This is a genomic window from Actinomadura soli, from assembly GCF_005889715.1.
GTDB lineage: Bacteria > Actinomycetota > Actinomycetes > Streptosporangiales > Streptosporangiaceae > Spirillospora > Spirillospora soli.
Genome location: NZ_VCKW01000089.1, coordinates 1 through 23876 on the forward strand (window position 1 = coordinate 1; position 23876 = coordinate 23876).

Here is a 23876-nt window from a genome sequence, read left to right on the forward strand (position 1 = left end):
GGGCATGGGCGGCTCCTTTCGCGCACCCCACAGTAATGCCGCCCGGATGGTCCCCTGGCGCGGTGCCGGCGTCGGGAGCGGAGCGCGTCAGCGCCGTGACGACTGGAGGGCGTGCTCGACCAGCGCGACGAGGACGCCCTTCGCGGTGTCCCGGTGCCGGACGTCGCACAGCAGGACCGGGACGTCCGGGTCGACGTCCAGCGCGTCGCGGATCTCCTCGACCCGGTAGCGGCGGGCGTCGTCGAAGACGTTGGCGGCGATGACGAACGGGATCCGCCGCTGCTCGAAGAAGTCGATCGACGCGAAGCTCGTGGTGAGCCGCCGCGTGTCGACCAGCACGATCGCGCCGACCGCGCCGTAGGAGATCTGGTCCCACATGAACCAGAACCGCTCCTGCCCCGGCGTCCCGAACAGGTAGAGCCGGACGCCGCCGGAGAACGTCAGCCGCCCGAAGTCCATGGCGACGGTCGTGGTCGTCTTCTGCTCGACGCCGCCGAGGTCGTCCACGCCGACGGAGACGTCGGTGAGGGTCTCCTCCGTGCGCAGCGGGCGGATCTCGCTGACCGCCCCGACCAGCGTGGTCTTGCCGACCCCGAAGCCGCCGGCCACCAGGATCTTCAGCGTGTGCAGCGGGACGTCGACCTCCTGCCCGTACGGCGCCCCCGACGGCGCCACGGCGGGCGGCATGGCCGGTGACATGGGCGGTGCCGACAAGGGCTGCGGTGACATCGGCGGTGCGGGCTCGTTTCTGGGAGCGGGCTCCCAGACCCCCCGGGAATCGCCCGAAGCGCGGTTAGAGGCGGCGAAGTTCATCGAGCACTCTCATCAGGATTCGAGGGTCGGGGCGGTCGGGCTGCTCGGTGCGGGTCGTCTCCTCGATCAGTCCGTACTGGAACAGGTCCTCCAGGAGGATCTGCACGACGCGGAAGGGCAGGTCGATCTCCGAGGCGAGGTCGGCCGGCGTGGACGGCAGCCGGCAGAGCTCCAGCAGCCGCCGCTGCTCGCGGGACAGCCACACCCTGTCGCCGGGCGTCCGGCCGGTGGCGACGAGGATCGTCACCAGGTCGATGACGCTCCCGCCCCGGGGGCGGGTGCGCCCCCGGGTCACCGCGTACGGCCGGACGATCGGGCCCGCGTCCTGCCCGACCCAGCGTTCTCTGGGAGTCTCCACGGTGGCCTCAGCCCGAGGCGCCCGTACGCAGCGTCGGATCCTGTGCCTCGGCCGCGGCGCGCGGCGATGTCGCCAGGTGCCGCCGGACCCGCTTGATCAGCATGGTCGTCTCGTAGGCGACCAGCCCGGCGTTGCCGCCCGCGTCGCTCAGCACCGCCAGGCAGCTCCCGTTGCCGGCCGGCATGACGAAGAACAGCAGCCCGTCGAGCTCGACGACCGTCTGCCGCACCTGTTTGGCCTTGAAGTGCTCGCGGGCGCCGTTGGCGAGGCTGTGGAACCCCGACGACAGCGCCGCGAGGAACTCGGCGTCCTTGCGGGTGACGCCGCTCGACGCGCCCATCACCAGGCCGTCCCTGGACAGCAGGACGGCCTGGTGGACCTCACCGACCCGCTGCACCAGGTCTTCGAGCAGCCAGTCGAGCTCGCCGGAAGCGTGGCCCTGCTGCGTCATCGATCCCCCCATTCATCGCGTGGACCGGGTTCGTCCGGTTCATCATCCATGACCCTGCCGCGCAACCATCCCGACTGTAGTGAGGACATCAGGGCGCGGCTGAGTTCCGGGCTGGGCTCGTCGAAGTCGTCGTCCGGCGCGGCGACCTCGGCGGGCTCGGCGCGCTGGGGGGCGGACCCCCGGCGCAACTGCGGGGCGAGGCTGCTCTGGCGCACGCGCCGCGGCAGCCTGCCGGTGACCTCGCTGGACTCCGCCTCGACCGGCTCGTCGTCCCCGGCGGGCGGCCGGAGGCGGTCACCGCGCGGCCCGGACGGCTCGGCCGGGTCGGACGGCGCGGCCTGGCCGAATGCCAGGGCGGGCCGCTCGAACGCGACGGCGGGCGGGTCGAGCGAGGGGGTCCGTTCGTAGTGAGGCGTGGTCTCCTCGTACGCGGAAGGCGTCTGGTCGTACGGGGCGGCATGGTCGTCGAACCATGGCGCGGGCTGGTCGAGCGTGGGCGACGGCGACGTGACGATCGGCGGCGGTCCCGCGGGCGGCTCGTCCTCGGGGTCGTCCTGCGTGTCGTCCGGTTGTGGACGGACGACCGCCGCCGGGATCGCCGGGCGCGCCGGGCGGCCGAGCCGCTGCCGTCCGTCGGTGGTGGCCATGGCGGCGACCATCGTGCGTGCCGTGCCCGGGATCGGGCCGCCGCGCGCCAGGTCGTCGTCCAGTGTCACCAGGGCGTGCGGGATGAGGACGACCGCGGTCGTGCCGCCGTACGCCGACGGCTGCAGCGACACCTTGACGCCGTGCCTGGCGGCCAGCCGCGCGACGACGAACAGGCCGAGCCGCTCGGTGTCGATCAGGTCGAACTCGCCGCCGCCCTCCAGCCGCAGGTTGAGCTCGTCCAGCTCGTCGGGGTGCAGGCCGATGCCGCGGTCGATGACCTCGACCGCGAGGCCGTTGGCGACGGTCTCGATCTTGACCGTGACCTCGGTGGTGGGCGGGGAGAACACGGCCGCGTTCTCGATCAGCTCGGCGAGCAGGTGGATGACGTCGGCGACGACGTCGCCGGTCACGGCGACCGACGCGGCGCCGGTGAGCTCCACCCGCGTGTAGTCCTCGATCTCGGCGACCGCGGCGCGGACCACGTCCTCGGCGGCGACCGGATGGTCCCAGGCCCGGACGGTCGGCGACCCGGCGAGGATGACCAGGCCCTCGGCGTGCCGCCGCATCCGGGTGGTGAGGTGGTCGAGCCGGAACAGGTCGTCGAGCTCCTCGGGTCCCGCGGCGCGCCGCTCCATCTGGTCGAGCAGCCTGAGCTGCCGGTGCAGCAGCGACTGGCTCCGCCACGACAGGTTGATGAAGACCCGGTTGATGCTCGCCCGCAGGTCCGACTCGGCGACCGCGGTGGCGACCGCGGTCCGCTGGACGGTGCCGAACGCCTCGCCGACCAGGGCGACCTCTTTCGTCCTTCCGGTCGTCGGGGGCGGCGACTCGGCGTCCACGTCCACCTGCTCGCCGCGGCGCAGCCGTGCCACGACCCTCGGCAGCCGCTCGTTCGCCAGCCGCTGCGCCGACTCCTGCAGCTCGCGCAGCTCGGCGCTGAGCCGGCGCGCGAACAGCAGCGACAGGATCACCGACGCCACCACGCCCAGCAGCCCGACCACCCCGATCACGAAGAACTGGAGCATGATCCGGCGCCCGGCCGGCCTGACGTCGGTGTTGTTCACCACTGACTCCGCCTTCGCGGCGTCCCTGGACCACGCCGGCCTCAGCACGTCGATCGCGGCGCGCCACTCGGCCGGGTCCGGGACGATGCCGTTGTTCACGACATTGTTCTCCAGAGTCGTATATTCAGTGAACTCCCCCGAGTTCGCCAGATCGTACATGATCTGCTCGATCTCGCCCGACGCCTGCGCGCGGCCGAGCTCGAAGTACTGGATGCGGGCCTCCGACCAGGCGGCGAACGCCGCGCGGTTGCTCGCGCTCATCTGCCCGGCGCTCAGCGTCGACAGCAGCGCGTGCTCGCGCAGCATGAACTCGCGGGCCCAGAAGTTGTGCAGCAGAGCGGTCGTGTGCAGGTAGACGGTCCTGTCGTCGACGCTCACCAGCGTGGTCAGCAGCCGGATCGTGATGTCGGCGACCTGGCTGTACCCCTCGATGGCGCCGAGCGGCGTGGTGCCGCCGATGCCGACCCGCTCCCGCAGCGTGATGAGGTGGTTGTAGGCGTCGCTGAGCTCGCGCACCCGGGTGGTCATGGTGTCGTCCATCGCGTCCTGGGTGTCGGACGACAGGGCCTGCTTGCGGAACGCGGCCACCGCCGCGTCGGTCTTGGCCACCAGGTCGCCGAAGCGCTGCCGGTCGGAGATCTTGAACTGGTGCAGGAACTGGACGGCGGCCGCCCGCTCCTCCTGCAGCGTCTCGGTCACCTGCGTGGCCGGCACCGCGACATTGTTGTACACGGTCGAGAAGTCGAACCGCTGCAGCGCGTTGGACACCGTGACGGCGGCCGGGATGCCCCACTGCACGAACAGCGCGGTCAGCGGCACCGCCAGGAGCAGCGCGATCCTGCGCCAGATCGGATACGTGCGCGACCGCCCGCGCGGCGCGCCTGCTGCCTCCGACTTCGCCACTGGTCACTCCCATGCGTATATCGGTCCTCACCGAAGTGCACGGAGCCTATAGACGCTGACGTGGCGAAAGCCAGAGGCGATACCGATTTAGGACAAGTCGGGGCGTTTCAGTGTGCGGACGGCTACCCCGCGCTCACTTTCCGAATGCGGATGAGGCCGATGTTGGCCGCGTTATGTGAGAGTTGTGGCTTGTTGCACGAAATGTCGCCGTGCAAGGCTGCGGCATGCTTCGTCCCCCCACCAACGGAGACCGAGTCATGCGCAGAGCCGCGCTAGCAACGCTTCTCGGGCTGTCCCTCGCCGCGACCACCCTGGCGGCCGCCCAGGCCCAGGCGGCGCCGAGTAACCCGGCGTTGGCCGACCTCGTCCAGCTCAAGAACGTCCGACATCACCAGAACAACCTGCAGAAGATCTCCGATGCCAACGGCGGCAACAGGGCCGCCGGACTACCCGGCAACGTGATCACTGTGAAGTACCTTGCGGACCAGCTCAAACGGGCCGGATACAAACCCACGGTCCAGGAGTTCGAGTTCGATTTCTGGCAGGAGGTCTCCGAACCGGCCTTCGCCCAGACCGCGCCCGAGCAGAAGACGTTCGCGCCGGGAACCGACTTCCAGACCCTGCAGTACTCCGGGGCCGGCGACGTCACCGCCGCCGCGAGCCCCGTCGACCCGGGCGCGACCGGCCTCGGCAGCGGCTGCGAGGCCGACGACTTCGCCGGCTTCCCCAAGGGCCGGATCGCGCTGATCCAGCGCGGCGGGTGCTTCTTCTCGGTCAAGGCCGACAACGCAATCGCCGCGGGCGCGAGCGCCGTCGTCATCTACCAGCTCCCCAGCCAGCCCGGCCCGGTCGCGGGCACGCTCACCAAGCCGTACGGCATCCCGGTGGTCGGCCCGACCAACGCCGTCGGCAAGGCGCTCGTCGAGCAGGCGCAGAACGGCGGCGTGACGCTGCGCGTCAAGACCGACACCTTCACCCAGAAGCGCCGGGCCGCCAACGTCATCGCCGACACCGAGCGCGGCCGGGCCGACAACGTCGTGGTCGTCGGCGCGCACAACGACAGCGTCCTCGAAGGCCCCGGCATCAACGACAACGGGTCGGGCACCGCGGCGCTGCTGGAGATGGCCAAGCAGATCAACAGGCTCAAGCCCAAGCAGCTCCGCAACAAGGTGCGGTTCGCGTTCTGGGGCGCCGAGGAGGAGGGCCTGCTGGGCTCCCAGTACTACGTCGACAACCTCCCCGAGGCCGAGCGGAACAAGATCGCGCTGAACCTCAACTTCGACATGATCGGCTCGCCGAACTTCGTGCGGTTCGTCTACGACGGCGACAACAGCACGGGCGGCAGCACCGTCCCGCCGCCCGCGGGGTCCGGCGCGATCGAGAAGGCGTTCCACGACCACTTCGCGAGCGAGAAGCTGGCCTCCGACCAGTCGCCGTTCAACGGCCGGTCCGACTACAACGCCTTCATCACCGTGGGCATCCCCGCCGGCGGCCTGTTCACCGGCGCGGAGGGCATCAAGACGGCCGAGCAGGCCAAGGTGTACGGCGGTACGGCCGGCAAGGCGTACGACCCGTGCTACCACTCGGTCTGCGACACCTACGGCAACGTCGACCTCAAGGGCTTCGACCAGATGATCGACGCCGCGGCGGCGGTCACCCAGGGCTTCGCCCTGAGCACCCTGACGGTCAACGGCAACGAGTTCGCCCGGCGGCAGGCGCCCGCCAAGCGCGCCACGCCTGACCATCTCGGCCACCACGCGACCCGGTAGGCGACACGCCGGATCCGCTTGAGGGACGCGCCCGCCCCCGCAGGGCGCGTCCCTCATCCTTTTCCGCGCGGCTTTCCGCGCGGCTTTCCGCGCGGCTTTCCGCGCGGCGGCAGGGTCTCGGCGATCGAGCGCAGCGCGGGACGCGGATCGCCGCCGGGCGCGGTCAGCACCTGGACCGCGACCTGGTCGGCGCCCGCGTCCAGATGGCCGGTCAGCCGCGCCGCCACCGCGGCGGCGTCGCCGTGGGCGATGACCGCGTCCACGAGCGCGTCGCTGCCGCCGTCGGCCACGTCGGCGCCGGTGAAGCCGAGCCGCTTCCAGCTGGAGACGTAGTTCCCTAGCTGGAGATAGTGATCGAGCGTCCGCCGCCCCAGCGCGCGGGCGCGGACGGGATCGGGGTCGACGACCACCTTCTGCTCGGGGACGAGGAGAGGCCCGTCGCCCAGCACCTCCCGCGCGTGGCGCGTGTGCTCGGGCGTCGTCAGGTAGGGGTGCGCGCCCGCCGCGCGCTCCGCCGCCAGCCGCAGCACCCTCGGCCCCAGCGCGGCGAGCACCCGCCCCTCGGCCGGGACGTTCCCGGCGTCCAGGTCGTCGAGGTAGCGGACGATCGTCTCGTACGGGCTGCGGTACTCCCGCGTCCGCTCCGGATGGCCGATGCCGACGCCGAGCAGGAACCGCCCGCCGTGCGCGTCGTTGAGCCGGTGGTAGGACGCCGCGACCTCCTCGGCCGGCGTCTTCCACATGTTCACGATCCCGGTCGCGACCACGATGCGGTCGGTCGCCGCCAGCAGCCGCTCGATGTCGTCCAGGTCCCCGGCCGGCGAGCCGCCGACCCAGATGGCGCCGTAGCCGAGGTCCTCGACGTCCTTGGCCAGCGCGGGGTCGAGCCGGCTCCACGGGCGCCAGATCCCGAGGCGCCCCAGTTCGGTCTTGGTCATGTTCCGCCCCAACACGTCGTCCGGCCGTTTCATGCCCTCGTACCCAGGTGCCAGGATGAGCCCATGACCGACCGTCCTCCAGCCCCCACCTGCCATCATTCAGAGGACGAGCTCCGCTCGACAGACCGGCCCCGCCTGCTGCTCCTGGACGGCCACTCACTGGCCTACCGGGCGTTCTACGCGCTGCCCGTCGAGAACTTCAGCACCACCACGGGCCAGCCCACGAACGCCGTGTACGGGTTCGCCAACATGCTGGCCAACGCGCTGCGCGACGAGCGCCCGACGCACGCCGCCGTCGCGTTCGACGTGTCGCGCCGCACGTTCAGGACGGAGGCGTTCCCCGAGTACAAGGCAGGGCGGGCGCGGTCGCCGGACGAGTTCGGCAGCCAGCTGGAGATCCTGGACCGGTTCCTCGCCGCGATGAGCGTGCCGGTGCTGCGGGCGCCCGGCTACGAGGCCGACGACGTCATCGCGTCCCTGACCGTCCGGGCCGAGGCGGACGGCCTCCAGGTACTGATCATCACCGGCGACCGGGACGTGCTGCAGCTCGTCAGCGAGAACGTCACCGTCCTGTACTTCTACCGGACGGCCTCGGAGATGATCCGCTACACGCCCGCGGCGGTGGCGGAGAAGTACGGGCTGACCCCGGCGCAGTACCCGGACTTCGCGGCGCTGCGCGGCGACCCGTCCGACAACCTGCCGGGCATCCCCGGCATCGGCGAGAAGACGGCCGCGAAGTGGGTGCGCGAGTTCGGCTCCCTCGCCGCGCTGCTGGAGCGGGCGGACGAGGTGAAGGGCAAGGCCGGCGAAAAGCTGCGCGCGGCGGCCGGCACCGTGCGGCTGAACCGGCGGCTGACCGAGCTCGTCCGCGACCTGGACCTGCCGGTCGAGCTGGGCGACCTGCGGCGGCGGCCCTACGACCTGTCCGCGTTCACGTCCCTGCTGGACGAGCTGGAGTTCCGCAACGCCAGCCTCCGGCAGCGCCTCTTCGCCGCCGACCCGGGCGGCGGCCGCCCCGCCGAGACCGCCGAGCCGGAGACGATCAGGGGCCGCGAGCTGGAGCCCGGCGAGCTGGCGCCCTGGCTCCGGGCCCGCGCGACCGGGCTGACCGGGCTCGCCGCCGACTACACGTGGGAGCGCGGCGCGGGCGACATCGGGCGGATCGCCCTCGCGACCGGCGACGATCACGCCGCGTCGTTCGAGCCGTCCCGGCTCACCGAGGACGACGAGCGCGCGTTCGCGGCCTGGCTGGCCGATCCCGGCCGCCCCAAGGCGCTGCACGACGTGAAGTCGCTGCTGCGCGTCCTCGGCGAGCGCGGCTGGCGCCTCGACGGCGTCGCCACCGACACCGCGATGGCCGCGTACCTGCTGCTGCCGGGCCTCGCCGCCTACGGCATCGCCGACCTCGCCGGGCGCCACCTCGGCCGCCGCCCGTCCGCCGAAGGCGCGGCCGGGCTGATGCTGAACGCCCGCGCCGTCCTCGACCTGGCGGGGAAGTTCGCCGCCGACCTCGCGTCCACCGGCATGGACGAGGTGCTCCGCGACGTCGAGCTGCCGCTGTCCGGCCTGCTGGCCCGCGCGGAGCGCGCGGGCGTCCACGTCGACGCGGGCCTGCTGGACGAGCTGGAGAAGCACTTCGCCGCCGCGATGGAGCGCGCCGCCGCCGACGCGGCCGAGATCGCCGGGCACCCCTTCAACCCGGGCTCGACGAAGCAGCTCCAGGAGGTGCTGTTCGGCGAGCTTGGGCTGCCGAAGACGAAGAAGATCAAGTCGGGGCACTCCACCGACGTGGACGCGCTGACCTGGCTCGCCACCCAGACCGACAACGGCCTCCCGGAGATTTTGCTGCGGCACCGCGACCAGGCGCGGCTGCGCACGACGGTGGCCGGGCTGATCAGGGAGATCGGTGCGGACGGCCGTGTCCACACCACGTTCCAGCAGACGGTCGCGGCCACCGGGCGGCTCACGTCCACCGAGCCGAACCTGCAGGTCATCCCCATCCGGACGGAGGAGGGCAGGCGCATCCGCCGCGCGTTCCTGCCCGGCGCCGGATACGAGTCGCTCATGACGGCCGACTACGGCCAGCTCGAACTGCGCGTCATGGCGCACCTGTCGCAGGACCCGACGCTGCTGGCCGCGTTCGAGTCCGGCGAGGACCTGCACACCACGATGGCGGCGCAGGTGTTCCGGGTCGCCCCGGACGCCGTCGCCCCGGACATGCGCCGCAAGATCAAGGCGATGTCGTACGGCCTCGCGTACGGGCTGTCGGCGTTCGGGCTGGCCAAGCAGCTCGGCGTCCCGATGGCGGAGGCGCGCCCGCTGATGGACGCCTACTTCGAGCGGCTCGGCGGCGTCCGCGACTACCTCGACCACGTCGTCGCCGAGGCCCGCGTCACCGGCTACACCCGGACGCTCCTCGGCCGCCGCCGCTACCTGCCGCACCTGACCAGCGACAACCGGCAGCGCCGCGAGACCGCCGAGCGGATGGCGCTGAACGCGCCCGTGCAGGGCTCCGCCGCCGACATCGTCAAGATCGCTATGCTGCGGGTGGACGGGGCGCTGTCCGCCGCCGGGCTCCGCAGCCGCCTGCTCCTCCAGGTCCACGACGAGGTCGTCCTGGAGGTCGCGCCGGGGGAGCGGGACGCGGTGGAGGAGATCGTCCGCGACCGGATGACCAGCGCGTACCCGCTGTCGGTCGGGCTGGACGTCGCCGTCGGCACCGGCGCGGACTGGGACGCCGCCGCCCACTGACGATCGAGCCCGCCCCCGCCGGGCAGGGCCATCCCGGGAGGGAACCGATGGACATCGAGATGGTCGTGGAGATCCCGCGAGGTTCGCGGAACAAGTACGAGATGGACCACCGGCTCGGCCGGATCCGGCTGGACCGGATGCTGTTCACCTCGACCCAGTACCCGGTCGACTACGGCTACATCCCGGACACGCTCGCCGAGGACGGCGACCCGCTGGACGTGATGGTGCTGCTGGAGGAGCCCACCTTCCCCGGCTGCGAGATCACCGTCCGCAGCCTCGGGGTGTTCTGGATGCACGACGAGGGCGGCCCCGACGCCAAGATCCTCAGCGTGCCGGCGCGGGACGTCCGCTACGCCGGGATGCGCGACCTGCGGGACGTGCACGAGCACGTCCTCGACGAGATCGGCCACTTCTTCGACATCTACAAGAGCCTGGAGCCGGGCAAGGGCTCCGACGTGCGGGGCTGGCAGGACCGGCAGGTCGCCGACCGGACGATCACCGAGGCCGCCGAGCGCGCCCGGAGCACGCCAGCCGGAACGCCCCGATGAGCGCCGCGAACCCGGCCACCACGACCAGGACGCTGGTCGCGGCCGGCAGCACGAGCACGGCCGCGACCAGGGCGGTGCAGGAGCCCTCGGTGATCAGCGGCGGCAGGTAGCGCCCCGCGCCGCCGTACGCGTTGAACGCGTCCGCGACCAGCAGGAGCGCCGTCACCAGCAACCCCGCGGCGCCCGCCGCGGGGACGCCCGGATCCCAGAGCGCGCAGGCCGCCACGGCCGCCGCCGCGGCGCCGGGCCGCAAGCGGGTCATGAGTGCCGCCCCGAGACCCGGTGCCCGAACGATCCGACGACGACGTCCAGCGGGTCCTCGGGCGCCCAGGGGACCACGGGCACGCCGAGCTCGCCGAGCCCGTGGCGGAGCGCCCGGCGGTCGAGGCGCCACAGCCGCAGGGACGGCTCCAGGTACTCCTCGCGCCCGCCACCGGGCGGCTCCCGGTCGAGCGTGTCGATGACGACGACGGGCGTGCCGCGGCGGCGGAGGTCCTGGACGGTGCGCACCGCCCGGTCGTCCAGCAGCGGCGAGAACACGATCACCAGCGCGCCGTCCTCGAAGCAGCGCCGGGGGAGTTCCGAGAACCGCACGGCGACGGTGTCCGGACGCCGCGCGGCGAGGCCCGCGGCGAGCACCCCGACCGGCGGGGCGGCCAGGAGCAGCAGGTTCGGGCGGGCCGACAGCAGCGCCGCGAGGCCCGCCAGCACGGCGAGCGTGGCGAGGCCGTGCGCGACCGGCGCGGGCCGCCACGCCAGCGCGAGCGCGTCCGGCGGGGACGGGTCCTGGCTCATGCGGGCTGGTCCGCGGCGCGCGGCACGGGGACCCGGCCGAGGATCTCGGTGACGAGGTCCTCGCCGCTGACCTGCCGGACCCACATCTCCGGCCGCAGCACGAGCCGGTGCGCGAGCGCCGGGACCGCGACGGCCTTCACGTCCTCCGGCAGCACGTGGTCGCGGTCCGCGAGCAGCGCGTGCGCCCGCGCGACCTGGACGAGCCCGAGCGTCGCCCGCGAGCTCGCCCCGACCGTCACCTTGGTGTGCTCGCGCGTCGCCGCGGAGAGCGTGACCGCGTACCGGACGATCGCGTCGTCGACGTGCACCCGCTCGACGCACTCGCGCATGGCGAGCACCTCCTGCGGCCCGGCCAGCACGCGCAGGACGGGCGGCGCCGAGCCGCGCGCGAGCCGCCGGAGATCATCTCGCTCTCCTGGGCGGGGGAGAGGTAGCCGAGCCGGATACGCAGCGCGAACCGGTCGAGCTGCGCCTCCGGCAGCGGATAGGTGCCCTCGTACTCGATCGGGTTGTCGGTGGCCAGCACGATTCCAGCGCGGCGAGCGCCTCCGCGCGGTGCCGCTCGGTCACCGGGTGGGCGCTGTAGCGGGCCTCCCGGAACAGGGCGGTCAGAGCAGGTCGCGGCGTCGAGCCCGTCCAGCCCGGAGCCGGAGGCGCGGGCCAGCACCTCGGCCGGGGTGTCGCTGTCGCGCGGGGCGGCGCCCGCCTCCGCCAGGACGCCCTCCATCGCGGTGTAGCAGGCGATCACGGCGGCCCGCGCGTCATCGGCGGACCGCAGCGCCCGGCTCCCCGCCGCGACCGCGTCCTCGAACCCGTCCGGCGGAGGCGGCACGGCGGGGACCGGAAGCACGCTCCGGGAACGCCGCCGCCGGACGGCTACCCAGGCCGCCACCGCGATCACGGCGAGGGCGAGGACGGCCGCGACCACCGCCCAGAGGAGCGTCCACGGGTCGGGCCGGTCGTGCCACCGCCTCCGCTTCCGCTTCGGGAGCTCCTCCCACCTCGGGAATTCGAACACGGGCCCCGATCCGGACCTGGCGAACGCGACGGCCAGCAGCACGATCGGCAGCCCCACGACGAGGAGCACGAAAGCGGCCGTCAGGAGCCTCGTCCAGCGGCCGAACACCGGCTCGCGCGGCCCGTCGCGGGGCCTGCGTAAGGCGGCGGCCACCAGCACGGCCGCGGCCGCCTCCAGCGCCGCGAACGCGATCAGCGACGGTGCCGAGGGCCGGTGCACGTACACGTCCGGCCGCAGGCCGGCGAGGCCGCGCGCCCCGTACGCGCCCGCCGCGAGGAGGAGCGACGCCGCGCCCGCCCTGCCGAGCTCCCGGCGGGACGGCCGGTGGAGGGGAGCCATACGCCATTGTGCGCACGCGACCGCGCCGGCGTGATCAAGCATGGCCGCCCCCGGCCAGAAGCCGCCGCGCCTCGGGGACGGAGTGCGGCCGGGACGGAGTGCGGCCCGACCGGCGTGGGGAGCTTTACGGCGGGCGGGCGGGCGGCGCACCATCTCAGACGTGAGCTCCTGGAGTGACAGCGAACCGGTCGTGATCGTCGGCGCCGGGCCGGTCGGCCTGGTCACCGCGCTGCTGCTGGCCCGCCACGGCGTGCCGAGCGTGGTGCTGGAGGCGGCGGCGCGGCGCGACCCGTCCGGGTCCAAGGCCATCTGCTTCCAGCGGGACGTCCTCGACGTCCTCGACCGCGTCGGCTGCGCCGAGCGGATGATCGCCCGCGGTGTGACCTGGACGACCGGCCGCACCTACTACCAGGGCGAGGAGCTGTTCTCCGTCACCTTCCCCGAGGCCGGGCGCAGCGCCGTGCCGCCGTGGCTCAACATCTCGCAGGCGGAGGTCGAGGCGCACCTGCGGGACCTCGCCGACGCCGAGCCGCTCGCCGACGTCCGGTACGGGCATCCCGTGTGCGGGCTCCACCAGGACGAGCGCGGCGTCGAGGTGGACGCGGGAGAGACCGTCCGCGGCAGCCACGCGGTCGGCGCGGACGGCGGGCACAGCACCGTCCGGCGGCTGCTCGGCATCCCGTTCCCCGGGCGCACGTTCGCCGACAAGTTCCTCATCTGCGACATCCGGGCCGACCTGCCGTTCCCGAGCGAGCGGCGGTTCTTCTTCGACCCGGAGTGGAACCCCGGGCGGCAGGTCCTCGTCCACCAGTGCCCGGACGGGGCGTGGCGCATCGACTGGCAGGTGCCCGGCGACCACGACCTCGACGCCGAGCGCGCGTCCGGCGCGCTGGACGCCCGCATCCGCAAGATCGTCGGGGACGTCCCGTACGAGATCGTGTGGTCGAGCGTGTACCGGTTCCACGAGCGGCGCGCCGCGACGTTCGCGTCCGGCCGCGCGTTCCTCGCCGGGGACGCCGCCCACCTGTACGCGCCGTTCGGCGCCCGCGGGCTGAACTCGGGCGTGCAGGACGCGGAGAACCTCGCGTGGAAGCTCGCGTTCGTGCGGCGGGGGTGGGCGCCCGAGGGCCTGCTGCGCAGCTACGACCCCGAGCGGAGGGCGGCTGCGGGCGAGAACCTCCGCGTCACGACCCGGACGATGGAGTTCCTCGTCCCGCACACGTCCGCGCAGCGCGCCCGCCGCCTGGAGGCGCTGGAGAAGGCCAGGTCGGACCCCGCGGCCCACCGGACCATCGACTCGGGCCGCCTCGCCGAGCCGTTCTGGTATCTGGACTCGCCGCTGACGACGCCGTCCGGCCCGCTGGACGACTTCCCGCGCGAGCCGGGGGCCGTCCGCCCGCCGGTGCCGGGCGTGATCTGCCCGGACGCCCCGTGCGTCGTCTCCGGCGAGCCCACCCGGCTGCGCCGCCTGCTCGGTACCGCGTTCGTCGTCCTGACCGCGGCGCGCCACGCGGCGGAGCCGCCGACCGACGTCCCGCACCGCGTGCACGCGCTGGACGACATCGACGCCGAGGGCGTCCTGCGGGCGGCCCTGCACGCGGGGCCGGACACCGTCCACGTCGTCCGCCCGGACGGCCACCTCGCCGGAGTGCTCTCGTCCTACGACCCCGAGGCCGTGGCCGGGGTCCTTGACCAGGCTTGTGGCCGCTCGGTGTAGCGTCGGTCATCCCCGCCCCGCCGCGCGTCCGCCGCGGGCGAAGGAGGAGCCGCATGAGCATGGACATGGACGACACCGGGCACCCCGCCCACGTGAGCGCGGACAGGCCGCTCTCGGCGCGGGTGTGGGACTACTGGCTCGGCGGCAAGGACCACTACGAGGTCGACCGGCAGGCAGGAGAGCGGGTCGCGCGGCAGGTGCCGGGGATCGTCGCGGCGGCGCGGACCGACCGGCTGTTCCTCGGACGGTGCGTCCGGCACCTCGCGGGCGAGGAGGGCGTCCGCCAGTTCCTCGACGTCGGCACCGGGCTGCCGACCGTCGACAACACGCACGAGATCGCGCAGCGGGTCGCGCCGGAGTCCCGCGTCGTCTACGTCGACAACGATCCGCTGGTGCTCGTCCACGCGCGGGCGCTGCTCACCAGCGCGCCGGGCGGAGCCACCGACTACATCGACGCGGACGTCCGCGATCCGGAGCGCGTCCTCGCCGAGGCCGCCGCGACCCTGGACTTCGGCAGGCCGGTCGGGCTGATGATGCTCGCCCTGCTCCACCTCGTCACCGACGACGACGAGCTGCGGAGCATCCTGGACCGGCTGGTCGGCGCGCTGGCCCCGGGGAGCTTCGTGGCGCTGTCGCACGCCTGCCTCGAGGTGGACGTCACCCGCCTCGCCGTCAGCGCGTGGAACGAGAGCGGCACCCCGCACCCCATCAAGGCCAGGACCGGCAAGGAGATCGAGGCTCTCTTCGACGGGCTGGAACTGCTGGAGCCCGGGGTCGTGTCGTGCTCCCGGTGGCGTCCCGAGCCCAACCCCTGGGGCGAGCCGCAGGAGACCATGACCTTTTGTGGAGTGGCGAGAAAACTTCCAGCGTGACGGCGTTCGGTGCAAGATCGGGGGGATCAGCCGAACGTTCCGTGGAGGCCGTCGCGTGGCGCACATCGACCTGGACGACGCCGTCCCCGGGCTGCCGTCCCTGCTCCGGTTCCGGCCCGAGACGGCGGGGCCGCTGAGCGCGCTCGCGGAGGCCCTGCTGCGCGGCCCGAGCCCGCTGGAGCGCGGTGAGCGGGAGCTGATCGCGTCGTACGTGTCGGAGCTGAACGGGTGCCGCTTCTGCGCCGGGTCCCACGGGGCGTGCGCCGCCGCGCAGCTGGACGGCGGTGCGACGCTCGTCCGGCAGGTCCACGCCGACCCGGCCACCGCGCCGGTCGGCGGAAAGCTCAGGGCGCTCCTCGGGATCGCTGCCGCCGTCCAGCGCGGCGGCCGGGAGGTCGGCGCCGAGCACATCGGCGCGGCCCGGGAGGCGGGCGCCACCGACGTCGAGATCCACGACACCGTGCTCGTCGCCGCCGCGTTCTGCATGTACAACCGGTACGTGGACGGCCTCGGCACCAGCCTCCCGGACGACCCGGCCGCCTACGCCCAGGCGGCCGAGCGGCTCGTCGCGCACGGATACACGAGCCCGCACCCGCCGGGCTGAGCGGGGCCGAGACCGCCGAAACCCCGTTGGCCGGTCCGTCCGGGACGGGGATGATGGGGCGGGTGAAGATCAGGCTTGCGGGCGGTGTCGTCGCCTCGGGGCTGTGCGCGTGGGCCGCGCGTCCCGCGGGCCCCGTCCGGCTGCCCGGCGACACGGACGCCTCGGCCGCGCGTCCGGGCGAGGCCGTCGCGCTCGGCCCGGACGGCGCCGATGGTGAGGACGTCGAGCGCGCCGTCACGGAACTGGCGCGGCTCGTCAGGGCCGGCGGAGTGGTCGCGGCGGGCGCGGGCGTCGACCTCGGCGGCGGCTTCCGCTCCGCCCGGCTGGACGGTGCGCGCGGCGACCACCGCGACGCCGTCCTCGCGGCGCTGCGCGTCGTCGGCCTCGACAACGCCCACAAGCTGGGAGACCGGGCCGGATACCTGGTCGCGTTGTTCGGACCGGCGGTCACGAAGCGGGTGGGCGCGGCGGCCGCGCGGGCCGTAGGCGAGCGACGGTGGGCGGCGCTGCATCTGGCGGTCGCGGCCAGCGACGTCCTTGGGCCTGAACAACTGGAACGCGTCCTCGCGCTGGAGGCGCCCGACGACGCCGACGTCATTCCCGGCGGCCCGCCGTCGGTCCTCGCGCAGCACCTGCGGCAGGTGTTCCGGGACGTGCCGCGGCCCCGGCGGCTCGACCTGATCCTGGACCTGTGGGCGCGGGTGCTGGAGCACCACGGAGGCGTCGCCCGGCGCAAGCGGCGGCTGGCGACGCAGAGCAGCCGCGACCGGGTTCCCGACCTGCGCAAACGCCGCACCCACTACGAGGACCAGAAGATCCTTTGGCGGGTCCGGCACGCGCTGGGCGTCGCCGAACCGTCGCTCGCCGACGCCGCGCGGTGGGTGCCGGACGAGCCGTACTGGCGGAACCGGCTCGACCGGGTCCTCAACGACGCGCTCGGCGCCACGGCCCTGCTCCGCACCGCCGTGGCGGTCGCCGACCACTGCCTGGAGGACGGCCTGGAGCGCTCGTCGGGCGTCATCGCCACGGCGGCCGGGGAGGTGGACGACCTGCACGCCACGGACTCGGCGCGGCGCGTCCCCGGCCTGACCGGACTCCCCGCGCGTCCCGCCGCCTACGTGCGCGACATCCACCGCAGGCTCACCGGCGGCAAGCCGCACGACGCGAAGTTCGCCGCCTACGTCCGGCCGCGCCTGTCGTGCGCCCGCGCGTTCGCCCTCCTGATCATCGAGGACGTCGAGCAGGTGATGCGGGAGCTGCGCGGCCCCCACGCCGAACACCTGCGCCGATGGGCCGCGACCGGCCTGCGCGGCTGGCGCGAGGGTGCCGGATACGTCCGCTCGCCCGCCGATTGGGCCGGGATCCCGCCGTGGACGGGCCCGCTGCTGGAGAACGCGGCCCCGCTGCACGAACGGCTCGCGTCCGGGCAGGACCCGGCGGACGTGGAGACGGTCGGTGACCTGCTGTGGTACGCCGACGTGATCGACGCCCTCGCCCGCCTGCACGGGCACGAGAAGGCGCAGGCCACGCCCGGCACCGGGGAGCCGTGGTTCGAGCACGACCCGGAGCCCGTCACCGAGCGGCTCGCGCCGCGGCTCGACTCGGTCACCCTCGCCGTGTCCGGGGCCGCGCAGCTCGTCGCGCTCGGCGGCGTCCCGCCGCGCGGCGCCCGCACCTGGACGGACCTCACCGCCGGCCTGCTGGCGGGCACCGCGATCGCCGAGGCCCTGACCGGCGACTTCGCCGTCCCGGCCGCGCTGCTGGAGCGGGACGGGACGGCCGTCCCCGGCGCCTCCGTCCGGTTCAAGGTCGCGCGCAGCGCCCGCGACCTGTCCGAATGGTCGGAGTACATGGGCAACTGCATCGCCGGGCCGTTCTACATCGACGACGCCAAGAAGGGCCGCTGCGGACTCGCGGGCCTCTACGGCAGGCACGGGCTGCTGGTCGCCAACGCCGAGTTGCTGCCGCTGCGGCCCGCGTCGCGGGGATGGCGGGTCAGCGAGATCGCGGCGAGGTTCAACGACGAGCCGGACGAGGAGCTGGAGCGGCGGTTCCGCGACTGGGTCGCCACGATCCCGGGCCCGGTGAAGGCCGAGCCCGCCCGGGTGCCGGAGGAGCCGCCGCCCGTCCGGCCCGCCCCACGGCGGCGCGGCGCGCCGCGTCTCGTCGAGGACGTGGCCCCGAAGCTCGGGCCGCTCGCGGAGCGCGCCTGGCGGGAGACCGGCCCCGAGGTCCTCGGCGTCTACGCCGCCGTCGCCGCGACCCCGCCGGACGCCGCGCTCGTCCGGCTGCGCCGGCTCGGCGGCGAGCGCCTCACCGGTGCCGTCCGGCGCGCGCTGGAGGACGGCGCCGTCGACCTCGCCGGGCTGTGGACGGCGACCGGGCGCCGTCCTCTCGGCACGGCCCTCGACGCCCTCGACCCGGCGCTGCGCGACCGCTTCGACCAGCTCCCGCTGCTGCTCGGCGAGCCGCCGCTCCCGAAGGCGCTGCGCAGGCTCGTCAAGCTCCCCGCCATCGCCGACGCCTACGCCCTCGACCTGGCCGGACGGCGGACCCGCCAGGCCATCGGCCTCCTGGCCGTCCAGGACGCCCCCGCCCTCGCCGCCGCCGTCGCGCAGCGCACGACCGAGCCGCTCCTCTGCGCGCTGACCGTGGCGGTCACGTGCGCCGCGCCCGACACGGAACTGGAGACCGTGACCGCACCGCGCTCCGTCCGCGTGCCGGGTTTCCCGGCCACCGCTCTCGATGACGACGACGGCCCGTGGCGGCGCGCCCTTCCCGTCGCCCGCGAACTCGGCGCCGACACCGCGCGGTTCTGGGACGAGATCGCCGCGCACGGTCTGCGCGTCCCCGCGTCCTGGCTGCCGCCCGGCGGCTGGACGGCGCTCTGGGCCCGCGCCCACAGCCGCCGCCGCTGACCCGCCCGGCCGCTGATCAGGGGCGGCGGAAGATCGTGATGGAGTGCCCGACCTCGTCGATCGGCTCGCTCGTCGCGATCAGCGGGGTCAGCCTCGGATCCGACTTGGCGATCCAGCTGCCGGACACCACGAGCAGCCCGCGCACCTGCCCGGGCGGCACGACGAGCGGGTCGGACGCGCGGATGCCGTAGTGGGACGGCACGCCGCTGCCCTTGTACGCGAGCCACACCCGCTCGTCCGGGTACCGATCCCGGAGGCGGTCGGCGAGGCGCCCGAGGTCCTGGCCCCAGTCGGCGTTGGAATCGTGCAGGCGCAGCCGGGTCTTGGACGGGCCGCCGAACGCCTCGTTGGAGTAGGGCAGGTAGAACGGGTACGTCCGCAGTGAGCTGACGGCGACGAACAGCAGGAGCGCGCACGCCACGGCGGGCGTCCACCGCCATCGGAGCGCGGTCGCCGCGCCCGCCGCCACCGCCAGGAACATCGGGACGGCGATGGCGTACCGGACGCCGAGATCCCGGGCCCCCGTCATCGCGGCGCCCAGCAGCACGGCGGCGGGCACGAGGACGTAGAGCGCGGCAGGACGAAGCCGCGCCACCGCGAAGAGAGCGGCGATCCCGGCCGTCCACATCGCGAGCATTCCCAGCGGCGTCTTCACCAGGAGCGCGGCCGGAAGGTAGTACCAGCGGGAGCCGATGTAGACCTCTCCGAACAGGAACCCGGTCCACCGCAGGTCCTCGAAGCCGAACTGGACGCGCATGCCGTCGCGGAACGGCTCCGGGAAGGGCATCCAGGCGGCGGCGAGGCCGCGCGGCCCGTCGATGTCCGGGACGCCGGGCGGTGCCGTCCAGCGGAGTCGCGGGTCCACGACCAGGTAGGACGCCCACACCACCGCCATGGCAACCAGCCCGGCCCCGGCCGCCCACGCGACGCCGTCCACGATGCGGCGGCCGGAGCTGCCGCGCGCGGACCAGACCGAGGCCACCACCAGCCCCAGCAGCACCGGGACGGCCGGGAGCGCGCTCATCTTGGTGGCGACCGCCGCGCCGAGAGCCGCCCCGGCGAGCGGGAGAAAGAGCCTTGGGCGCCGCCGCGCCCGCCACAGCAGCCACGCCGACGTGAGCAGGAACCCGGCCATCGGCACGTCGAGCGTGGCCAGCGAACCGTGCGCGATGACGTCGGGGGAGAAGGCGTACAGAGCGAGCGCGGCGAGACCGCCCGCGGGGCCGGTGAGGTCGCGGGCGAAGGCGAAGACGACCAGCCCGAACAGCAGCGTCAGGGCGATGACCGGCAGCCGCGCCGCCAGGAGCAGCCCCTGCGCGTCGTTGCCCGACTCGTACAGCAGCCGCCGTCCGGCCGCCTGCTGGTCTCCGGTGAACGCCGGGCCGGGACGAGGTCCGGTGAGCACCGCCCCGGCGCCGATGAGCAGCTTGCCGAGCGGCGGATGCTCGGCGTTGGGCCGCAGGTCGTGCTCCGTCAGGTAGATCACGCCTGCCGCCACGTACACCGGCTCGTCGATCGTCGGGCTCTGCCGTACGGCCGTGGACACCATCGCGAAGGCCATCTCCGCCAGCAGCGCCGCCACGACGAGGGCGATCACCCAGCGCCGGCGACGGCGCTGCGGTGCCTCGCGGGGAGGCGCCGGCGCGTCGTCGGCCTCAGCGGACAGCGAGGTCACCGCCCCTCACCTCACCCGCCGAACGCGGTCAGGAACCGGTCGCGGAAGGCGCTCATCGGCCAGACCGGGCCGTTCTTCGCCGGACGGAGACCGTCCTGCCAGCCCCATCCGGAGACCTTGTCCAGGACGGCCTTGTCCTTGGCGACGATCGTGACCGGCACGTCCCGTCCCGCGTCCGGGCCCGTGATCAGAGGCGCGGGCTCGTGGTCGCCGAGGAAGACGAGCACGAGGTCGTCGTCACCGTAGGTCTCGACGTACGAGACGAGCGTGTTCAGCGTGTACTCGATGGACTTGCGGTACTCGGTGCGGACGCGTCCGCCGCTCGGCCACGCCGCGTCGTAGCCCTTGCCCATGCCGGTGAACACCGAGCCGTCGCCGACCTGGTCCCACCCCACGAGCCGGGGGATGGACGCCCACGGCGCGTGGCTCGACACCAGGGCCGTCTCCGCCATGACCGGCGCGCGGTCCTTCCGGTCGAGCTCGGTGCGCTGCAGGACCGACAGCGTGTACTGGTCGGGCATGGTGGCGAAGCTGAAGCGCGGCCCCCGGTAGCCGAGGTTGCGGTTGTCGTAGACCTTGTCGTAGCCGAAGAACGACCCTTCCGGCCAGGCGCGCGTGATGGCCGGCATGAGCGCGACCGTCCGGGAGTCGGCGCGGCGGAACGCCTGGTTGAGGGTGAACCGGTCGCTGTTGACGAGCGTCCGGTACCGCTGCGGGTTGTCGACCCACAGCCCGGACAGCAGGGTCGCGTGCGCCAGCCAGCTCCCGCCGCCCGCCGTCGGAGAGGTGAGCCAGCCGCTGCGCGCGGAGAACCCGGCGCCGCGGAGCCGCCGCGTCCCGTCGTCGAGGATCGCGCCGACCTGGGGCGCGTACTGCGGGTTCTCCACGGCGGTGCGCCCGTAGCTCTCCACGAACGCCAGCAGGACGTCCTTGCCGCGCAGGCCCGCCAGCATCCTGCTGCCCGGAGTGTCGCGGAAGGCATCGACGGCGGCGGCCTTGGCGAACTCCTCCCGGTCGTTCAGGCTGTCCCGGACCTGCCGCGCGTGGTCGTAAGCGAGGACGGCGTCGCTCCGCGCCGCGACCGGCACCCCGTCGACGAACCGCACCCCGAGCGCCGCGCACACGACCCAGACCACGCCGAGGACGGCCGCCGTCTTCGCCGCCTTCCTGTCGTGCCGGACGGCCACGCGGCTGAGCCGCAGCGCCGCCAGCGCCATGAGCACGACCACGCCGACGAGCAGCGCGCCCACGGCGACCACGGCGCCGATCGCCCCGGCCCGTCCGGCCGACTCCTCGACGAACTCCACGGCCGGGCGCAGCAGCGGCCAGTCCAGCACCAGGTCGAACGGCCGGACGAGCACCGCGTCGAAGCCGATGTCCATCACCTTCAGGACGGTCAGCACGCCCAGCAGCGCGCCCGCCGCCAACGCCACGTACCGCCTCGCCCGCTGCGGCGCCGCGAGGATCAGCACGACCCCCGCGATCCCCTCCACCGGGACGCGCACGAACGCGGCCGGGGTGAGGCGGGCGTACTCGTCCGGCAGGACGAGCGCGACCAGCACGAACAGGAACGCCGCGACGGTGACGGCCCGTGCCGCGACCCGCCGCCGCCCGCTCCGCCCATCCGCCCGTACGGCCGCCGCCTCGGCGGTCTCGTCCCGCTTCGCTTCTTCCCGCTCCACGCGGCTCTCGGTGGTCAGCGCGTCCTCCCCGGCTCGATCCGGCCGCCGTCTCGCGACACCCACAGCACGTGCGTCCCGCGGCCGCCGGTTCAACGCTTCCACCGATCACCGGGTCGGGGCCATCACCCCGGCCCGGAGCGTCGCGGCAGGATCAGCGGACGGCCCGTGCGCGGATGCGGGACGACCTCGATGTCGTGCCGGTAGACGCCGCTGAGCAGCTCCGCCGTGAGGACGTCGCCGGGCGGGCCGCAGGCGGCGAGGCGTCCCCCGGCGAGCACCGCGACGCGGTCGGCGTGCGCGGCGGCGAGTCCGAGGTCGTGCACGACGGCCACGGCGGCGGCCCCGGCGGCGGCGCGCTCCCGGACGACGTCGAACACCATCTCCTGGTGGTGCAGGTCGAGCGCGGCGGTGGGCTCGTCCAGCAGGAGGGTGCCGGTCCGCTGCGCCAGGACGCGGGCGAGCGCGACCCTGGCCTGCTCGCCGCCCGACAGCTGCGGGTAGGGACGGTCCGCGAACTCGGTGACGTCCGTCTGGCGCATCGCCCCGGCGACGGCGGCCTCGTCGTCTTCCTCCAGCGGTGTCCCGGCCCAGGGCGCGCGGCCCATGCCGACGACCTGGGCGACGGTGAACGGGAACGACACGGTCGGCCGTTGCAGCAGGATCGCGCGCCGCATCGCCAGCTCCGCGTGGCTCCACGTGGCGAGCGGCTTCCCGTCCACCGTGATGTCGCCGGTGGACGCGACGTCCCCGCCGATCGCCGCCAGCAGCGTCGACTTCCCGGCACCGTTCGGCCCGACCAGCGCCAGCGCCTCGCCCGTCCGCACGGTGAGGCCGACGTCATCGAGGACCGTCCGCGCGCCGCGCTCGACGCGCAGCCCCCGCACCTCGACCGCCACCGACCCGGCCGGGACGGGGGCGGGCGTGTTCGGCCTCCGGACGCGCAGGCCGATCACGCCCAGCCTCCCGACCCGTGCCGGGCGCGGCGCAGCAGCCAGAAGAAGAACGGGCCGCCGAGCAGCGCGGTCAGCACGCCGAGCGGGAGCTCCTGGTAGGCGATCGCGGTCCGGGCGACCATGTCCGCCGCGACCAGCACGACCGCGCCGCCGAGCGCGCTCGCCGGGATCAGGATCCGGTGCCCGGGCCCCGCGACCATCCGGACCAGGTGCGGGACGACCAGCCCGACGAACGAGATCACGCCCGCGAACGCGACCGCCGACGAGGTCAGCAGCGCGATCAGGACGATCGCGGTGAAGCGCAGCCGCTCCACGTCCACGCCCAGGTGCCGGGCGGTGCGCTCGCCGAGCGACAGCAGGTCGAGCCGCCGCGCGCAGCCGAGCGCGACCGCGCCGCCCACGGCGGCCAGCGGCGCGACGGTCGCGACGGCGTCCCAGTTCGCGCCCGCCAGGCTCCCGAGGTTCCAGGACGTGATGGCGCGCAGCGCGTCGTTGCCGGCCGCGAACATCAGCAGCCCGAGCAGCGCGCTCGCCACCGCGTTCACCGCGATGCCGGTGAGCAGCAGCGTGACCACCTCGGTCCGTCCCGCCGACCGCGACACCGCGTACACCAGCAGCGTGGTGACCAGGCCGCAGCCGAAGGCGGCGGCCACGATCGTCCAGTTGCCGAGGACGGTCAGGCCGAACACGATGACGGTGGCGGCGCCGACCGCCGCGCCCCACGACACGCCGATGACGGCGGGCTCGGCGAGGGGGTTGCCGAACACGCCCTGCATGACGGCGCCGGAGCAGCCGAGCGCCGCGCCCGTGACGACGGCCAGCGCGACGCGCGGGAACCGCACGATCCACAGCGCGTTGTCGCCCTGCGCGGCGGCGGGGCGCGGGCCGGCGTCGAGCCCGGCGCGGTGCAGGATCGACCCGATGACCTGGTCGGGCGGGATGTTGACCTGCCCGATCCCGGCCGCGAGCACGCACAGCACGAGCAGGGCGCCGCCGAGCGCGACGAGCAGTACGGGACCGCGCCGCATCAGCACGTCCGGTGGACGGCGGCGGCGCCGGA

General features: G+C 74.1%; 20 protein-coding genes. 7 read left to right on the forward strand and 13 right to left on the reverse strand.

All coding sequences use genetic code 11. From position 1 onward, the window contains the following. Positions 1–87: 87 nt before the first annotated feature. The 4 genes from ETD83_RS18540 to ETD83_RS18555 form a co-directional block, all read right to left on the reverse strand. Entirely contained in the window at positions 88–687 is a 600-nt protein-coding gene (locus tag ETD83_RS18540) for a GTP-binding protein (RefSeq protein ID WP_138646389.1), read from the reverse strand. A 106-nt stretch (positions 688–793) separates the two neighbouring features. Then, the gene (locus tag ETD83_RS18545) at positions 794–1171 is read right to left on the reverse strand and encodes a DUF742 domain-containing protein (RefSeq protein ID WP_138646390.1); all 378 of its coding nucleotides are present in this window, start codon (positions 1169–1171) and stop codon (positions 794–796) included. Between the two features lie 7 nt (positions 1172–1178). Then, a complete protein-coding gene (locus ETD83_RS18550; protein ID WP_138646391.1) occupies positions 1179–1622 on the reverse strand; it encodes a roadblock/LC7 domain-containing protein in 444 nt (147 codons plus the stop codon). Then, positions 1619–4237, reverse strand: a complete 2619-nt coding sequence (locus ETD83_RS18555) for a sensor histidine kinase (protein ID WP_138646392.1) — start codon at positions 4235–4237, stop codon at positions 1619–1621. The genes ETD83_RS18550 and ETD83_RS18555 overlap by 4 nt, the downstream gene beginning before the upstream one ends. Before the next feature lie 257 nt (positions 4238–4494). Here ETD83_RS18555 and ETD83_RS18560 point away from each other — a divergent pair, with 257 nt between their 5' ends. Then, a complete protein-coding gene (locus tag ETD83_RS18560; protein WP_138646393.1) occupies positions 4495–6006 on the forward strand; it encodes a M20/M25/M40 family metallo-hydrolase in 1512 nt (503 codons plus the stop codon). 53 nt (positions 6007–6059) lie between these two features. Here the strand turns inward: ETD83_RS18560 and ETD83_RS18565 are convergent, their stop codons facing one another. Then, on the reverse strand, positions 6060–6944 hold the full coding sequence (locus ETD83_RS18565) for an LLM class F420-dependent oxidoreductase (RefSeq protein ID WP_138646394.1): 885 nt from the start codon (positions 6942–6944) through the stop codon (positions 6060–6062). A gap of 63 nt (positions 6945–7007) precedes the next feature. Between ETD83_RS18565 and polA the strand changes: the two genes are divergently transcribed. Next, entirely contained in the window at positions 7008–9695 is a 2688-nt protein-coding gene (gene polA, locus ETD83_RS18570; RefSeq protein WP_138646395.1) for a DNA polymerase I, read from the forward strand. Positions 9696–9742: 47 nt separating this feature from the next. Continuing rightward, positions 9743–10243, forward strand: a complete 501-nt coding sequence (locus ETD83_RS18575) for an inorganic diphosphatase (RefSeq protein WP_138646396.1) — start codon at positions 9743–9745, stop codon at positions 10241–10243. Here the strand turns inward: ETD83_RS18575 and ETD83_RS18580 are convergent. The 4 genes from ETD83_RS18580 to ETD83_RS43750 are packed head-to-tail and all read right to left on the reverse strand — an operon-like array spanning position 10191 to position 12437. Beyond that, positions 10191–10505 carry a hypothetical protein gene (locus ETD83_RS18580; protein WP_138646397.1) on the reverse strand — a complete coding sequence of 105 codons (315 nt, stop codon included), beginning with the start codon at positions 10503–10505 and terminating at the stop codon, positions 10191–10193. The genes ETD83_RS18575 and ETD83_RS18580 overlap by 53 nt on opposite strands. Continuing rightward, positions 10502–11038, reverse strand: a complete 537-nt coding sequence (locus tag ETD83_RS18585) for a hypothetical protein (protein WP_138646398.1) — start codon at positions 11036–11038, stop codon at positions 10502–10504. Before ETD83_RS18585 ends, ETD83_RS18580 begins: the two co-directional genes overlap by 4 nt. Then, positions 11035–11367, reverse strand: a complete 333-nt coding sequence (locus ETD83_RS43745; protein ID WP_205717750.1) for an AAA family ATPase — start codon at positions 11365–11367, stop codon at positions 11035–11037. The genes ETD83_RS18585 and ETD83_RS43745 overlap by 4 nt, the downstream gene beginning before the upstream one ends. After that, positions 11274–12437 (reverse strand): AAA family ATPase, encoded by a 1164-nt coding sequence (locus tag ETD83_RS43750; protein ID WP_205717751.1) that lies wholly within the window; start codon positions 12435–12437, stop codon positions 11274–11276. The genes ETD83_RS43745 and ETD83_RS43750 overlap by 94 nt, the downstream gene beginning before the upstream one ends. A 118-nt stretch (positions 12438–12555) precedes the next feature. Here ETD83_RS43750 and ETD83_RS18595 point away from each other — a divergent pair, with 118 nt between their 5' ends. The 4 genes from ETD83_RS18595 (at position 12556) to ETD83_RS18610 (ending at position 18506) form a co-directional block, all read left to right on the forward strand. Beyond that, on the forward strand, positions 12556–14112 hold the full coding sequence (locus ETD83_RS18595; protein ID WP_230421008.1) for an FAD-dependent monooxygenase: 1557 nt from the start codon (positions 12556–12558) through the stop codon (positions 14110–14112). Positions 14113–14171: 59 nt separating this feature from the next. Beyond that, a complete protein-coding gene (locus tag ETD83_RS18600) occupies positions 14172–14984 on the forward strand; it encodes an SAM-dependent methyltransferase (protein ID WP_138646411.1) in 813 nt (270 codons plus the stop codon). A 55-nt stretch (positions 14985–15039) separates the two neighbouring features. Then, positions 15040–15588 carry a carboxymuconolactone decarboxylase family protein gene (locus tag ETD83_RS18605; protein ID WP_138646400.1) on the forward strand — a complete coding sequence of 183 codons (549 nt, stop codon included), beginning with the start codon at positions 15040–15042 and terminating at the stop codon, positions 15586–15588. 62 nt (positions 15589–15650) lie between these two features. Then, complete coding sequence (locus tag ETD83_RS18610) at positions 15651–18506, forward strand: hypothetical protein (RefSeq protein ID WP_138646401.1); 2856 nt, start codon at positions 15651–15653, stop codon at positions 18504–18506. Between the two features lie 16 nt (positions 18507–18522). Here ETD83_RS18610 and ETD83_RS18615 read toward each other — a convergent pair whose 3' ends face one another. From ETD83_RS18615 to ETD83_RS18630, 4 genes are read right to left on the reverse strand one after another with little or no spacing between them, the layout of a single operon-like run. Continuing rightward, complete coding sequence (locus tag ETD83_RS18615) at positions 18523–20181, reverse strand: phospholipid carrier-dependent glycosyltransferase (protein ID WP_205717752.1); 1659 nt, start codon at positions 20179–20181, stop codon at positions 18523–18525. An 11-nt stretch (positions 20182–20192) separates the two neighbouring features. After that, positions 20193–21926, reverse strand: a complete 1734-nt coding sequence (locus tag ETD83_RS18620; RefSeq protein WP_205717753.1) for an alkaline phosphatase family protein — start codon at positions 21924–21926, stop codon at positions 20193–20195. 59 nt (positions 21927–21985) lie between these two features. Next, positions 21986–22816, reverse strand: a complete 831-nt coding sequence (locus ETD83_RS18625; RefSeq protein WP_138646402.1) for a heme ABC transporter ATP-binding protein — start codon at positions 22814–22816, stop codon at positions 21986–21988. Continuing rightward, positions 22813–23844: a FecCD family ABC transporter permease gene (locus ETD83_RS18630; protein ID WP_138646403.1), complete on the reverse strand. Its 1032-nt coding sequence runs from the start codon at positions 23842–23844 to the stop codon at positions 22813–22815. The genes ETD83_RS18625 and ETD83_RS18630 overlap by 4 nt, the downstream gene beginning before the upstream one ends. Positions 23845–23876: the final 32 nt, after the last annotated feature.

Bases quoted from the DNA above. Each gene is read 5' to 3' on its own strand.
- ETD83_RS18550 (WP_138646391.1), bottom strand. From the start codon at position 1,622: ATGACGCAGCAGGGCCACGCTTCCGGCGAGCTCGACTGGCTGCTCGAA.
- ETD83_RS18575 (WP_138646396.1), top strand. From the start codon at position 9,743: ATGGACATCGAGATGGTCGTGGAGATCCCGCGAGGTTCGCGGAACAAG.
- ETD83_RS18540 (WP_138646389.1), bottom strand. From the start codon at position 687: ATGCCGCCCGCCGTGGCGCCGTCGGGGGCGCCGTACGGGCAGGAGGTC.
- ETD83_RS18630 (WP_138646403.1), bottom strand. From the start codon at position 23,844: ATGCGGCGCGGTCCCGTACTGCTCGTCGCGCTCGGCGGCGCCCTGCTC.
- ETD83_RS18600 (WP_138646411.1), top strand. From the start codon at position 14,172: ATGGACATGGACGACACCGGGCACCCCGCCCACGTGAGCGCGGACAGG.
- ETD83_RS18560 (WP_138646393.1), top strand. From the start codon at position 4,495: ATGCGCAGAGCCGCGCTAGCAACGCTTCTCGGGCTGTCCCTCGCCGCG.
- ETD83_RS43750 (WP_205717751.1), bottom strand. From the start codon at position 12,437: ATGCTTGATCACGCCGGCGCGGTCGCGTGCGCACAATGGCGTATGGCT.
- polA (WP_138646395.1), top strand. From the start codon at position 7,008: ATGACCGACCGTCCTCCAGCCCCCACCTGCCATCATTCAGAGGACGAG.
- ETD83_RS18585 (WP_138646398.1), bottom strand. From the start codon at position 11,038: ATGAGCCAGGACCCGTCCCCGCCGGACGCGCTCGCGCTGGCGTGGCGG.
- ETD83_RS43745 (WP_205717750.1), bottom strand. From the start codon at position 11,367: ATGCGCGAGTGCGTCGAGCGGGTGCACGTCGACGACGCGATCGTCCGG.
- ETD83_RS18565 (WP_138646394.1), bottom strand. From the start codon at position 6,944: ATGACCAAGACCGAACTGGGGCGCCTCGGGATCTGGCGCCCGTGGAGC.
- ETD83_RS18580 (WP_138646397.1), bottom strand. From the start codon at position 10,505: ATGACCCGCTTGCGGCCCGGCGCCGCGGCGGCGGCCGTGGCGGCCTGC.